The organism is Streptomyces sp. NBC_00102 (assembly GCF_026343115.1).
Classification (GTDB): domain Bacteria; phylum Actinomycetota; class Actinomycetes; order Streptomycetales; family Streptomycetaceae; genus Streptomyces.
Map to the genome: position 1 here is coordinate 3,667,405 of NZ_JAPEMC010000001.1, position 13,220 is coordinate 3,680,624.

The window sequence follows — 13,220 nt, forward strand, 5'->3', positions numbered from 1 at the left end:
TAGTCCTTGTCGCCGAGCGGGGCCTCGGGCCGGCGGCGGGGGTGGCCTCGGCGGCCCGCGACGGGCGGGATGCCGTCGACCAAGACAACTGCCGGCGACCGCAGCCGCCACCACGTCGATCATCCGCATGGCCGGACCGTGCCACCCGGCGGCGCGGTGTAGTCCTCCTCCACGAACGGCCCCGGTTCGGCTCCTTCATGTGGAGGGTGGATCAGGCCGCCTCGCGGCGGTCCTCGTACGACTCCTGCCCGCGGGCCTTCTGGGAGAGATCCCCATGCCGGCGCAACGAGTGTGGAGTCGGGCCGGTCGCGCGCGGGACGTCTACACATCAATGACGGACTATCACCGTCCCAGCGTTGCTCCCCCGTTCACATGCACGATCTGCGCCGTCATGAACGCCGCTTCAGGCGACGCCACATAGTGCACTGCGGCGGCGATGTCCGAGGGACGGCCCGCCTGGCCCGTCAGTGACTGCTTGGCCCGGGCGGCGACGAACTCGGGCGTGGCCCGGTCGCCGAAGAACTCGGTGTCGGCGACAAAGCCTGGAGCGACCGCGTTCACGGTGATGCCCTGCGGGCCGAGCTTCTGCGCCAGGTCGACGGTGTAGGCGTTGACGGTGGCCTTGGAGCCGCCGTACGAACCGGGGCCGCGCAGCGCGGCGATGGACGACATCTGGATGATCCGGCCGCCGGGCCGGGTGAGGTGCGGCAGCAACCCTTCGGTGAGCAGCACGGCGGTGAGCACGTTGGCCTCGAAGTTGCGGCGGAAGCTGTCCGCGACGCCTTCGAGGGTGCCGTCGTGGGCCGGTGCGACGTTGCCGCCGGCGTTGGCGACGATGACGTCGACCTGCGCGCCGCCCGCGGTGCAGAACTCCACGGCTCTGCGGGCCTGGCCGGGATCGCTCAGATCGGCGGCGACCCAGGAGGCCGTTCCCGCGCCATGCGCGGCGTCGAGCTCTCCGGCGGCCTTCTCCAGGGGCTCCTCGCGCCGCCCGATGAGGACGACGTGGTCGCCGTCCGCCGCGAAGACCTCGGCCACCGCCCGCCCGATCCCCGTACCGCCACCCGACACCACGACCCTGCGCTGCCCCACGACCCCACCCCATGTGCTGGTTTATGAACGATGGTCATATCTCTGCCCGGCGACGGTACGACCGCCGGTCTTTGGCGTCAACGGGCAGGTGCCGCAGGCTCCTCACCCGGATGATGGAGCCCCGATCCGCTCCCACATGCCCAACATCCGCCCCTTTGCCCCAGGTCACCGATCTGGAACGGCAGGCGCCGGCACCTGATCCGTATGGGCAGCCCGCGCCCGTTCTCGTCATCCGCACCGGGCAGGCCGGCCTTCGGAAGTACGGGACTGGAGTCGCAGACCTCGATCCGCACCAAGCCGTCGTTCAGCTCCGCGGCCACCGAGATGGGGCCGTATCCGGCATGACGCACGGCGTTGGTCAGCAGCTCGCTGGTCACCAGCGCCACGTCCTCCAGCACCTCGTCGGCGCCATCCAGCCGCCAGTCACGAACCCCCGCGACGACCCGGTGTCTGGAGTCCGTGACGGCGTACGGCGTGCCGGCTACGGAAAAGCTGAAGCGAAGCGGTTCCACAGGAGTGCCTCCCGGTCGAGTGCGGCCTGACCAGAGAACCGTCCGGGGCGGTGAGCGGGATTGCCCGGCTGCCCGCTCCGCATGGCTTATGCAGAAGCTGCATGACCGCCAAGTGTGCGGTGACTTACGCTCGGTTGAGAAGGCAGGATCGGGCGCGGCGAAAGGGGCCGTGGCACAGATGGCCGATGCGCACGACGAGGCGAGACGGCTCGGCGAGGTGCTCCGCAGAGCGCGCGTGCTCTCCAAGCGGTCCCAGACGGACGTTGCTGCCGCGCTCGGCTATCACCAGTCGAAGGTGAGCCGACTTGAACAGGGGAAGGGCACCGAGGACCCCCAGGTATTGCGTTCCATCGCACGGGAGTTGGGTATCGGGTATCCCTTATCCTCCGTCGGCCTGGCCGACCTCCCCGATTCCAGCGACTCCCACGCCGAGACAGATGACATGCATCGCCGTACGTTCCTCGCCACCAGCTTGGCCACGCTCGCGTCGCCGCCTTCCTCGTCCCACGGCTACGGCGCGCTTGTGCACGCACTCCTCCCCGGGCCGTTCCCTCCGGCAGGGGGCGAGACGCAAGACCTCTCCCAACTCGGCAAACGCGTTTCGGGCGTTCGTCGTCTTCTCTACGCCTGCGACTACACGGATCTGGAGCGAACTCTCCCCGCTCTGATCACGGATCTCCGTCACGCGGCGACTGGTTCGGACGAGGCGACAGCTCTGCTGGCCACTGCCTACCAGACCTCCGCCAGCCTGCTGCTCAAACTCGGCGACCAGGGCAACGCGTGGCTGGCGGTGGGCCGCGCGATGGCCGAGGCGGAACGCAGCGGTGACCCGGTCGTCCTGGCTTCCAGCGTTCGCGTCCACGCACACCTGCTCGCCCGCGAGAAGCACACGTCCCAAGCCATCACCCTGGTCCGGCACACTGCCGACCAGCTCACCGGCGCCTACGACCAGCGGCCCCCGCGCTACCTGGCCGCGCTCGGCCTGCTTCTGCTGCGTGGCGTTACCGCCGCGAGCAGCGCGGGCGACCGCTCGGCAACCCGCGACTTCCTCACGGAGGCCAAGGAGGTCTCTCGTTTCGTCACGCTCGACCACTCCGACGCCTGGGCCAACTTCAGCCCGACGAACGTCAGCCTCCACGGCGTGAGCGCCGCGGTGGCCTTCGGTGACGCCGGGCTTGCCCTGGAGGCCGCGCGCCCGCTCATGCGACGGCACATTCCCGCCCCCGAGCGACGGGCTGCTCTCTGGGTCGAGACGGCCCGCGCGTACAGCCAGCAGGGCCGGCTCGACCAGGGCTACCAGGCGCTCCGCATCGCCGAGAGCTGCGCGGCCCAGGACGTCCGCCGCCCGGCCATCCGGGAGCTGGTCGCGGACATGGCCGCCCGCGACCGTCGCCGTACGCTGCCCGAACTGCACCTGTTCAGCCGTCGACTGGGAGTACCCGCGTGAGTGAGCAGCCCGACCAGCAGGCCAAGAAGCCCTTTCTCTGCATTGTCGTGTGCGGGTCGGGCATCGCTGATGGTGTCGGCCGGCTGATCGGTGCGGCCCGGGAAGCCGGTTGGGGCGTGGGCGTCGTCGCCACCCCGCAGGGCCTGACCTTCATCGACGCGGAAGCGGTCGAGGCGCAGACCGGGTACCCGATTCGCTCGGCATGGCGTTCCCCCAGTGCTCCCCAGCCGCTGCCGGCCCCGGACGCGATCGCCGTCGTCCCGGCGACGTTCAACACGATCAACAAGTGGGCGGCCGGCATCTCCGACACCCTGGCGCTCGGCATCCTCTGCGAGTCGTACGGCCTCGGTACACCGACCGCGGCCCTGCCGTACGTGAACTCGGCCCAGGCTGCCCATCCCGCGTACGCCGAGAGCCTGCGGAAGCTGCGTGCGATGGGCATCCTGATCGGTTCCTACGAACCCCACCGGCCCAAGGCGGGTGGCGGGGCAGACCGTTTTCGCTGGGAGGCATTGCGTGCCCATTCAGCACGGGACGTTGCTGTTCCGCGGCGAGCGTGGCGCTTCCATGAGTCCGCGTGAGCCGCGCACAAACCGCGCACGGTGGCTGCCCGCGGGCAGGCGTGCTCGCCGCCAGTGACGGAGCAGGCATAGGCCCGCATCGGTGCTCTCCTGGCCGCAGCCGCCACATGCGTGGTGACGAACTCGTCCTGGCCCAGCCCGCTCTGCCTGTGGGCTCCGCGGCACGTCATACAGAGCCCGTTTCGGGTGGTGATCCCGATGCCACAGGTCACCACGGAGCATGGCCACGCGCACGTCGCGTCGTTGAGCAAGTCGCCGCGAAACAGCCAGTTCTCGCTGTCCCACTCCTGCAGGCGCCAGGGCTCGAGGTGTTCCCGCTTCAGCCACGCCATCCAGGCGTCTTCGTCGACACGGGTGATTGAAGTGAGCGCCGTCTGCCGGATCGGTACTGCCGTGGTCATGCAGCACCGCCTCGGCCGGCTCCGACGTTCTCCACAGCGGCGCGTTTATCGGCCTCACTGGCGTGGATGTACGGCACCATCGAGGACTGTGACTGGTGGCCCAGGAGCTTCTGGACCACGTCTCGGGGCTGTCCTCCCCTGATCCAGGCTGTCGCTGCCCCGTGCCGAACCATGTGAGGCCGGGCAGTCAACCCAGCCCTCCTGGCCAGCCGGTCAAAGAGGTCCTTGGCCGTGGAGTAGCTCATGCCCCGGCCCAGGACGCCGCGAAAGAGGTTGACGAACACCATGTCACCGTCAACCGCCTCGGGGGCCTGCTCGCGCTCGTAGACATACTCCGCGTACAGGGCGGCCAGCTCCCAGGTCACCGGCACCGATCGGGGGTGCCGCGACTTCGCCCAGGCTCCGTTCTCGTTGACCCGCCGTCGGACGTGGATGTGAGGACCCTCCACCTGGCACCCCAGGGTGCGGGAGTCCGACAGGAAATGCATGTCCTCCCGGCGGAGGCCCAGGGCCTCCCCGATGCGCAGGGCTGTGCACCACAGCAGCGCCACCAAGAACCGGTCCCGGGCATGCACCGTGACGGCGAGCAGTCGCTCGACGTCCTCGAAAGTCAGCCAGTCGATGCCATCGTCGGCCACGACGAACTTCAGCTCGCGGGCCCGCACGGTCCGAAACTGTCCGTCCTCGCCGGCGTTGTAGCCAGGCGGAAGATGGGCGAGGTACTTCTGCTGAGTCAGCTGGTTGGCCACGTCCTGGGGGACCCAGCCGTAGCGGGCGCCGAACCGCAGCAGTTCGCACACAGTGGTCACCACCGCGTTCGCCGTCTTCTCGGAGCGGAAGCGCACTTTACCGCCGCCGTCGCGCCGTCTCGATGGGAGCGGCTCCTGCACCAGCCACCGCATGAAGCGGGCAAGCTGTCCGAGCGAGGGGCGGGACCAGTCGATGCCCGAAGCTGCGCTCGCTGTCAAGTAGAGGGCCGACCGGCTGGCGTAGAGACGCTCCGTGTTCCACGACAAGCTGCGGGCCCGGAGCGAGTCGATGTACGACGAAGCCTCCCGGTGCAGCTCATAGGTGCTGTGATCGACCACGACCCAAGAGACAGAGCCATCAGACGGCGAGATCGCCCTCTCTGCGCGATACACGGTTGTCGACGTGCCAGATGTGACTGATATGCCTTGCAAACCCTCGGATACCTTCCAGGAACATGACGATCCCCTCCAGAACCAGAGGTGCCAGAGGGGAAGAAGCTCCTGTAGTTAACCGGTCGCGCGTGGGCCTACGAGCGGTAACGGGTGGGCTGATCAACGCCGTCGCTGTGTGGAGGCTGTTGCTGCGAGGTGGCCGGAGTGGCTGCTGCCGGGCGGTCTGCGGCAACTGTCTGGTCCAACGGATTGGCGCAACGGTTGCGAGGCGAGCCCTGGTCGCCGCCGTGGGGGAATCGTGCGACTCGGGGCGTGCGAAGGGCACGCCACCCATCAACTGGTCTAGATAACAAGAAAGGCCCCGGTCATTGACCTGGGCCTTCTTCGTGGAGCGGGTGACGAGAATCGAACTCGCGCTCTGAGCTTGGGAATCACTCGGCGCTTGAGCGCTACTTTAGAGTCTGACCTGCAGGAACGCCCTCTGAGCGTCTCGTTCCGACGGCTCTCTGCCTCCCTTTGTTGACCGCTGTTCACCGCCGCTACTGGCACGTTGTGGCACGGCCTGCGGTGTGGCGGCGAGGGGCATGGCGGCCGGAGGGGATCGGGACCCGAGGATCGGTGCTCAGTCATCGGAGCCGTGGGCGGGATGGGGTTCGCACAGGGCTGAGCCGAGCGCGCTGTGCCGGTAGCGGACGTGGCGCCCGTGGCGGGTTCGCTCCAGGAGGTGGGCTGCTCGGAGGACGGACAGGTGTTGGCTGATGGCGGCGGGGGTGACGCCGAGACGATGGGCGAGCTCCGTGGTGGAGGCAGGCTCGGCCAGGAGGGTCAGCAGGCGCGCACGGGGAGAGCCCAGGAGCCGTTCCAGGGCCTGGGGGGCGGGCGGCTCGGGGTGTTCGGTGAGGGTGGCCAGGCCGCGTGTGCCGTAGGCGATGTGCGGCAGCGCCTGGGAGTTGAGCATGGTGGAGACGCCGTCCGCGAAGCAACTGGGGGTCAGCAGCAGGCGGCGTCCGTCGATCGGGATCTCGGTCGGTGGAGAGGGCCACGGACCACTGCGTTCGATGGTGAGCATGTCCTCCGCCCAGGACAGTCGTGAGCTGATTCCGGCGAACAGGGCGTCCGCGCCGCCTTCGGCCAGGACGCGCGAGCGGTACGCGATGTCGGCCTCCAGCACGGCCTTGGCCCTGGGCCACCAGACGGGCCGCAGACACTCCACCCAGTACTCCTCCAGGGCGTCGGCGATGTCGGTGAGCAGGCGGGCCGGGTCCCCCCAGGCGTCGGCCAGTCTGGCCGGGACCGGCTCGCCCAGCGGCAGGAACGTCTGCTCCAGGCCCGCCCGCACCACGGCCGGGTCGGTGGCGCGCAGCGCGTCGAACTCACGGCGGACGTCGGGTGCCGAGGTGTGCGGCCGGGGGGTGAGGAAATCGGGGACCCAGTACCGGCGGCGGGCCACCAGCGAGGTCAGCAGGACGTGGTCGAGGCGTTCGAAGGCCGGGCGGAGGCCGTTGAAGGTCTCGCGCAGCGCCGGGAAGCGCCGCGCGTGGCCATTCCACATGCGCAGGCTGAGAACGGTCTCCTGCAACGGCGAGTACGCGAACGAGGTCGCCGCGAGGTCGGCCACGCCGAGACGGAAACGAATCATTAAGTATCAGGGTAAATCCATTCCGCGTGCACCAGGCCGAAGGTGTGCTGGCGGCCATGACCACCAAGACCACCTCGGCGCCGATCCCGGCCACTCCCGCCCCGACTCCCCGGCTGAGCGGCGACCCGACCGTGCGCGGGCTCGCCGCGTTGCTGTCGGTCAACGCCGTCGGCAACGGGCTTTTCCTGACCATCAGCACCCTGTGGTTCACCCGGGGACTGGGGTATTCCGTCGAGCGGGTCGGGCTGGCGCTGACGGTGGCGGGACTGTGCGGGATCGTCGCCGCCCTCCCCGCCGGCCGCGCGTGCGATCGCTGGAACGCGAAAAGCGTCCTGACCTGCCTGCATCTCCTGCAGGCAGCCGCGATCGCGCTGTACGCCGTCGCCGATTCCTTCCCAGTCTTCCTTGCCCTGGCCTGCCTGGCCACGGCCGGCAGCCGCGCCAACGCCGCTGCGCGCGGCGCCCTGTACGCGCACGTCCTCCCTCCTGACCTGCGCACCCGTGCCCTGGCGCTGCTGCGGGCGGTCAACAACGTGGGCATCGGAGCGGGCGCCGCCCTCGGATCGGTCGTCATCGTCTTCGACACCGATGCGGCGTACCGGGGGGCGGTCTGCCTGAGTGCCGCCGCGTTCCTCCTCGCGCTGATTCCGCTGCGCGCGATTCCCGCGCCGACCCGTCCGGCACCCGCGCAGCCGCCCCGGACAGCCCGGGCAGCAACAACCCGGCGAGGCGCCCCCGTACTTGAGTCCGGTCGCCACGTGTCTCACCCGCTTCGCGACGTGCCCTATCTCGCCGTCACCGCGCTCAACGCGATCGTGAACACCCTCTACGTCGTTCTCGAAGTGGGGCTGCCGCTGTGGCTCCTCACCCGTACCAGTGCGCCGCAGGCCATGGTGGGCTGGCTCCTCGTCATCAACACCGCCCTTGTCGTCGCCCTTCAGGTCCGGGCTGCCCGCGGTGTCACCTGCCCGGTCCGGGCCGCGCGCGCATTCCGGCGTGGCGGCCTCCTGGTCGCGGCTGCCTGTCTCGCCGTCGCGTGCTCCGCCGACCGCTCACCGTTCACGGCCACGGTGGTTCTCGTGGCCGCCGTCGTCCTGCTCACCCTCGGCGAGGTCGTCTCGCAGGCGGGCAGCTGGACCCTCTCCTACGACCTGGCACCCGATCACGCGCAGGGCACGTACCAGGGCATCTACCAGACCGGGATCTCTGTGAGCCAGGCACTGGGCCCCGGCCTGCTGACCGCGTTCGTCCTCCCGCACGGCATCGTGGGCTGGGCGGCTCTGGCCACCCTCTTCGCCGGCGCGGCACTCGCCCTCCCCGCAACCGCTCGCTGGGCGGTACGAGAACTCCGGGAGGCCCGGTGAGCCGGTCCCCGCGGGCGGGGCACGCGCGGCATGGCCGCCGGGCAGCCCCGGCACCGGCGCTCAGGTCGTCAGGCGGCCGATGGCGGCGCCGGCGTACTTCAGGCCGAGGAGGGTGGTCGTGATCGCGGGGTTGCGGCGGGCCATCCATGTCTCCCAGCCACCGAGGATCGCCGTGAACCTCTCGCGCCCGCCGAGGGGTCCAGACAGAAAGCCCCTGGCCGCTGGCCTGGGGCTTTTGCATGGAGCGGGTGACGAGAATCGAACTCGCGCTCTGAGCTTGGGAATCAGTGGTTTCCGAACCGTTGAAGTCGCCCTGACCTGCGCTTTCGCATGGGTCGGGATGCATTGCTAGGCGCTCTGGGGGCCGCACCTGACCGCTATTGTCCGCTCCGCTGGGCACGGATGGGGCACAGGGGTGGGCGGTGCGACGATCCAGGCCGAGAGTCGTTCCGCTTCCAGGACGCGGTTTCGACGCGCTCGCTCACCGAGGACTCAGCCCTTCGAGTAGTCCCTGCGGTCGCGGATTGACTCGTAGGCGGTCTCGTCCATCCGGTGGCACCAAGGGGCGCGCTCTCCAGGGAAGCGGATCCTGGACGCGTTCTCCCAGCTAGCTGTCTCCACGTGGGCGAGTCGGCGGGAGCGCACAATCTCAAGAGCTGGCATGAGGTCTGTGTCCCGGCTCGCGATGATCACGGCGTCAACTTGATGCGTCATGGCCTCCGTGATCACGTCACAGGCCAACTGCACGTCGATGCCTTTCTCGCGTGCGGGAAGGTCGGGCCAGTCGTGCGGGTAGCGCAGTGGTCTACGACAGACGATCGCCCCATCGCGTTCCCAGACGGCCGCCTGACGGTCGTTCGCGGCGGCGGCATTGGGCTCGTTTCGTGGGTCAGGCCGGCCCCGGTAGACGCGGACGCTCAGGAGACGCGAAGGTCTCTTCCGCTTGGCCACGAGCGCTCGTGCGAACGCGCATGGATCGATGTGGCCCTCTTTGGTAGGTGAACCCCAGGGCAGGAAGGCCTCGCGCGCCGAAAGGTGGACATTCTGATAGTCGATGAAGACTGCAACACGTTCGAGAGGCGGGGCAGGTAGCGGCCCCCTAGACGCCGATGTAAGAGACTCCTCCACTACATACCTCCCCCGAGATAAAAAAAGCCCCGCCAATCCCAAAGGAGGGCGGGGAGCAATGAAGCAAAGGTACACGGCCCGGCCCGCTCTAGCAACATGCTCGACAGCTGGGGGGTGGGAGGGGCTGGTGTGGCCAGGGAGCGCACCTCGGGGTCCCCGTAGGCGCATACAGAAGGGACACGCTCCGGCGTCAGGCTTGCTGCTGGTGCGCGTGGTGCGATGCCCCCTGAACTGCATCGCGCCGCTGCTGGGATGGTGCTGATCGAGCAGGCCATCACTGGACCACCCAGGGAGGGCCCGCCTCAGATCGTTTGGGAGAGGGCCCTCGTTACGCTTGATGCTTGGTCTGTCGGCCTATGCAGTGTGCCGTCCCGCCTGCGCAGCGGTCAGAATGTCCCGAAACCGCGCGCACGGCATGGCTCGACACATACCCTGGCAGCCATCCACTGCTGGAGGGGCCCTGTGATTCTCCGAGAATTTCTCTACGTTGACACCGATAAAGTGCGTGCAATGCTTGCCCAGTTGGACGGTGGAGTCGCAGAGGAATCACGGCTGACCGAACGCACAGAAAAAAGGACGACTGTGGGCCCGCGTGTGGCGGCGCAGCATTTTCAAGGCTCCTCTGGTGAGGAGTATACGAACAAGTCGCTTGGTGATGCTCTTTTTCCGATGCTTGAGGATGCTCTAGAGTCGGAAGGGGTGCTTAGTGATATTTCGCTGGAAGTTTCCGATATTGACAAGTGGAATCGTGGCGATATCAAGAATTCCTTTCCCCCGGGCTCTCTCGTCAGGGTTACGGCAACGGGGTCATTTTTCGATGCGCGCTATGTTGCTGCCGCTTTTTCTGCGTTCGCTTCCGTGAACGCAGGACTGGCCGGGTTGGGCTTTTCTCCCGGTGGCGCACCTGCTGTGCCGACGAGAGGGAAGCAGGGGCAGGCCAAGGGTGGTGCGGGTGGGCAATCTCGTCCATCCAAGGCCGCCTCGGCCTCGGCCTCCGCAGAGCTAGAAGATCAGATCCCGGAGTTTCCCTCAATCGACGGCATCGATAGAACCACCCTGCGTTCTTTCGTCCAGGTCTCAAGAGGAGTATTTAGTCCCGGGCTTCACATCAACTTGACTCCGGCGAAGGATGTGCTGATTAGTGCGCGCCTTCAGGAGGGGAGGCAATACCTCGACAGTGAAGCTGACATTCTTCTCGCCCGCTATGGTGCAGAGCCTCAGGAATTGACGCTCATGGGGAGCATCGGGAGCTATGGGACGGAGGAGAAAGATCTGCCCGATCAGAACTTCATGAAGGAAAGCGGAGTTATGAGTCGTGGTGCTTTTGCGGAGGTTATGAACTCGCAGATGCGTAGCTTGGGGAGGATTGGGTTTATCGATCTCCCTCAGCACCCCGGATTTTCTTTGATTCCTTTCGCCGTGTATCGGTCCATCCCTAGGACTCGTAGGGTCGCGCCCGCCATACGCTGAGGCCCGTCGGCCTTGTTGAATCACTTCCAACCCCAGCTCCCATACCGGAGTCTTGAGCGCCCCTGCCGGAGGCATCCTCTTGCAGGCAGCCACGATGCCCCACGGGCCTACACAGCGGGCGGGCGTCGGCGGCTGCGCCGAGCGGGCCGAAGGCAGGAGCGCGGGCGCTCTCTGATCAGCCATGACGCGACGTTCCCCGCATTGGGGCTAATCCCAGGAGAACGCCTCGATCGCGGTGAATGCCAGCTCGCGGAAGGCGTCGCGGACTTCGACCAATGGGTACCGGTCGCGCGTGAAGTACAGCTTGTTGGTCAGAAGGACGGCCCAACGGCTGGCGGCGGGGGAAATCCACATGCCTGTGCCGGTGAACCCGTAATGAACCCACACATCGTCGCTGTCCACCGTGCCGGGTGCCGGGTGCCAGAACAGGCCGCGGGCGGGTTCATGGCCGCCGGTCTGGATGGTGAGCGACTGGGTGGTCCAGACGGGGCTGAAGCCGACAGCGGGGCCAGATGTCGCAGGGTCCAGCATGTGGCGGAGGAAGCCCGCCAAGTCATCCAGGACGGTGAAGGCGCCGGCGATGCCGCAGACCCCGCCCAGTAGCCGGGCGGAGAAGTCGTGGGCGACGCCCTTCAGATGAGTGTCGGTGTCCTGCTCAAGTTCGGTGGGGGCGCTGCGGGCGACGAGTTCGGCAGGCAGCGGGCCGAAGCGGGTGGTGTTCATGCCGAGGGGGCGCCAGGTCCGTTCGGTGGCGAGTTGGTCCAGCGGCATGCCCGAGAGGTGTTCGGCGAGGAAGCCGAGGATCAGGGCGGCGCGGTCGGTGTACTCGACGGCTTCGCCCGGTGGCCGGTGCAGTGGTTCGCGCAGTACGCCTCTGCGGATGTCGGCGTGGTCCGTGCCGTACTGGGCCTTTAGCTGGGCCCGGAGGGGGACGCCTGCGGTGTGGGTCAGCAACTGCCGTGCGGTGACCTGCCCGAGTTCGTACTCCGTGACCTCGGGCCAGTACGTACCCAGCCGGGCGTCCAGATCGAGGCGGCCGTCCTCCCACAGAGCCCCGATCGAGGACCAGACGGCGAGGATCTTGGTGAGGCTGGCGGCGTCGAAGACGGTGTCCAGGCGCATCCGGTGTTCTGGTTCGTCCGGGTCGAGGACGCCCGTGGCGCCGCTGGCGAGGGTGCCGGTGGAGTCTCCCACGGCCCAGACCGCACCGGGGTAGACCTTGTTCCGGACGCCCTCGTCCAGCAGGGCTTGAATGCGGTCGATCATGGTCTCCCTTTTCGTGGCCGTGGGGTCTCCGGTGCCCAGGGTAGGGACGCCGCCGCAGCCGCCGATGGTTCGACGCGGCGTCCTAGCTGAGCACTTGGCGGCCGAGCGCGTGGAGAGCGGCTTGGGTGGCGGAGAGCGGGTACCGGCGGGCGTTGGCGAGACCTGCCGCCCGCAGCGCGGGCAACACGCTGCTGGAGGTGCGCATGCGCTGGAGATCTCGGGCTACGGCTCCGGGCCGGCCGAAGTCGGTGGGTGCCGCGGAGGCGCCGAGCGCCTCGTTCAGCCCGGGCACGGGCTGGTAGAGGACGGGGAGTCCGCACGCCTGGGCTTCGAGGGCGACCAGGCCCATGGCCTCCAGGGTGGTGGACGGCATGACGAGGAGGTCGTGGTCCGCGAAGGTTTTCCACAGCTGTGGTCGGCGGAGCCAGCCGAGGTAGCGGGCTCGAATGCCGGCTCGCCGGAACAGGGGTGCCAGCGCCTGGTACTCGCTCTGCGGCGCGGCGATGCTCAGCTCGATCCCCTGCGCGGGGGCGAGGCTTCTGATGAGGGATTCGCCGCCCTTCTCGGGCGTGAGCCGACCGGCGTATAGGAGGCGCAGGTGGCTCGTCGGGGTGCTCGTCGTTCGTGCGGGCGGGCTGGTGATGAGGTGGTCGGGGATCCCCCAAGGGATGTGGACGATCTTCCGGCGGTCGATCTTCGGGGCCAGCTTGAGGAGGCGGTCGGCCATCGCGTGGGTGGGGACCACGATCGCGTCGGATTCCCGCGCCGTCTCGCGCAGGACACGGAGCTGGTCGCGGTGGCCTTCGGCGAAGAGCAGGTCGGTGCCGTGGACCAGGGCGATCCTCGCGTGGGCCGGCAGGGCACGTATCAGGGCCGGGGTCGCTCTGAAGGCGAGGTGTTGCAGGTGCAGGATGTCGATCAAGGACGGGTCGATCGCCTGCCGGAGGGCCGTACGGAGTTCGGCCACGTATCTGCCGAAGGCGGGGCCGTCCAGGCACTTTCCCCGTACGGACAGCAGCTCCAGTCCGGGCCGGTGATGCGGACGGGCGCCTTCGGGGGCGAGCATGAAGGCTTGGGCCGGGATGCCGGGGCGGTTGCCGGTGTAGAGGTCCAGGAAGAGTTCGACGCTTCCGCCGGGGCTGCCGGCGGGCAGGTCGAGGGCTGTGGCGACCATGGGG

The 13,220-nt window shown here is 68.3% G+C and carries 11 protein-coding genes; 4 read left to right on the plus strand and 7 right to left on the minus strand.

Features of this window, described 5'->3' with window-relative positions; translation table 11 throughout:
* Positions 1-342: 342 nt before the first annotated feature.
* Together OHA55_RS16370 and OHA55_RS16375 are read right to left on the minus strand one after the other, a co-directional pair.
* Positions 343-1,092 (minus strand): SDR family NAD(P)-dependent oxidoreductase, encoded by a 750-nt coding sequence (locus tag OHA55_RS16370; protein ID WP_266706954.1) that lies wholly within the window; start codon positions 1,090-1,092, stop codon positions 343-345.
* A 77-nt stretch (positions 1,093-1,169) separates the two neighbouring features.
* Positions 1,170-1,604 carry an ATP-binding protein gene (locus OHA55_RS16375; RefSeq protein ID WP_266706956.1) on the minus strand — a complete coding sequence of 145 codons (435 nt, stop codon included), beginning with the start codon at positions 1,602-1,604 and terminating at the stop codon, positions 1,170-1,172.
* Between the two features lie 178 nt (positions 1,605-1,782).
* Here OHA55_RS16375 and OHA55_RS16380 point away from each other — a divergent pair, with 178 nt between their 5' ends.
* Entirely contained in the window at positions 1,783-3,051 is a 1,269-nt protein-coding gene (locus OHA55_RS16380; RefSeq protein ID WP_266706958.1) for a helix-turn-helix domain-containing protein, read from the plus strand.
* Positions 3,048-3,632 carry a flavoprotein gene (locus OHA55_RS16385; RefSeq protein WP_266706960.1) on the plus strand — a complete coding sequence of 195 codons (585 nt, stop codon included), beginning with the start codon at positions 3,048-3,050 and terminating at the stop codon, positions 3,630-3,632. The genes OHA55_RS16380 and OHA55_RS16385 overlap by 4 nt, the downstream gene beginning before the upstream one ends.
* Positions 3,633-4,029: 397 nt before the next feature.
* On the opposite strand, the gene OHA55_RS16390 is transcribed toward OHA55_RS16385, so the two are convergent.
* Both OHA55_RS16390 and OHA55_RS16395 read right to left on the minus strand, forming a co-directional pair.
* Positions 4,030-5,121 carry a tyrosine-type recombinase/integrase gene (locus OHA55_RS16390; RefSeq protein ID WP_266706962.1) on the minus strand — a complete coding sequence of 364 codons (1,092 nt, stop codon included), beginning with the start codon at positions 5,119-5,121 and terminating at the stop codon, positions 4,030-4,032.
* A 676-nt stretch (positions 5,122-5,797) separates the two neighbouring features.
* Positions 5,798-6,814, minus strand: a complete 1,017-nt coding sequence (locus tag OHA55_RS16395; protein ID WP_266706964.1) for a helix-turn-helix transcriptional regulator — start codon at positions 6,812-6,814, stop codon at positions 5,798-5,800.
* A 56-nt stretch (positions 6,815-6,870) separates the two neighbouring features.
* On the opposite strand from OHA55_RS16395, the gene OHA55_RS16400 reads away from it, so the two are divergent.
* Complete coding sequence (locus OHA55_RS16400; protein ID WP_266706966.1) at positions 6,871-8,178, plus strand: MFS transporter; 1,308 nt, start codon at positions 6,871-6,873, stop codon at positions 8,176-8,178.
* Between the two features lie 492 nt (positions 8,179-8,670).
* Here the strand turns inward: OHA55_RS16400 and OHA55_RS16405 are convergent, their stop codons facing one another.
* Positions 8,671-9,306 (minus strand): NYN domain-containing protein, encoded by a 636-nt coding sequence (locus OHA55_RS16405; protein ID WP_266706968.1) that lies wholly within the window; start codon positions 9,304-9,306, stop codon positions 8,671-8,673.
* Between the two features lie 510 nt (positions 9,307-9,816).
* Here OHA55_RS16405 and OHA55_RS16410 point away from each other — a divergent pair.
* Positions 9,817-10,776, plus strand: a complete 960-nt coding sequence (locus OHA55_RS16410) for a hypothetical protein (RefSeq protein ID WP_266706970.1) — start codon at positions 9,817-9,819, stop codon at positions 10,774-10,776.
* A gap of 207 nt (positions 10,777-10,983) precedes the next feature.
* Here the strand turns inward: OHA55_RS16410 and OHA55_RS16415 are convergent, their stop codons facing one another.
* Positions 10,984-12,042, minus strand: a complete 1,059-nt coding sequence (locus tag OHA55_RS16415) for a serine hydrolase (RefSeq protein ID WP_266706972.1) — start codon at positions 12,040-12,042, stop codon at positions 10,984-10,986.
* An 82-nt stretch (positions 12,043-12,124) separates the two neighbouring features.
* Complete coding sequence (locus OHA55_RS16420) at positions 12,125-13,216, minus strand: glycosyltransferase family 4 protein (protein ID WP_266710713.1); 1,092 nt, start codon at positions 13,214-13,216, stop codon at positions 12,125-12,127.
* Between the last annotated feature and the right edge of the window lie 4 nt (positions 13,217-13,220).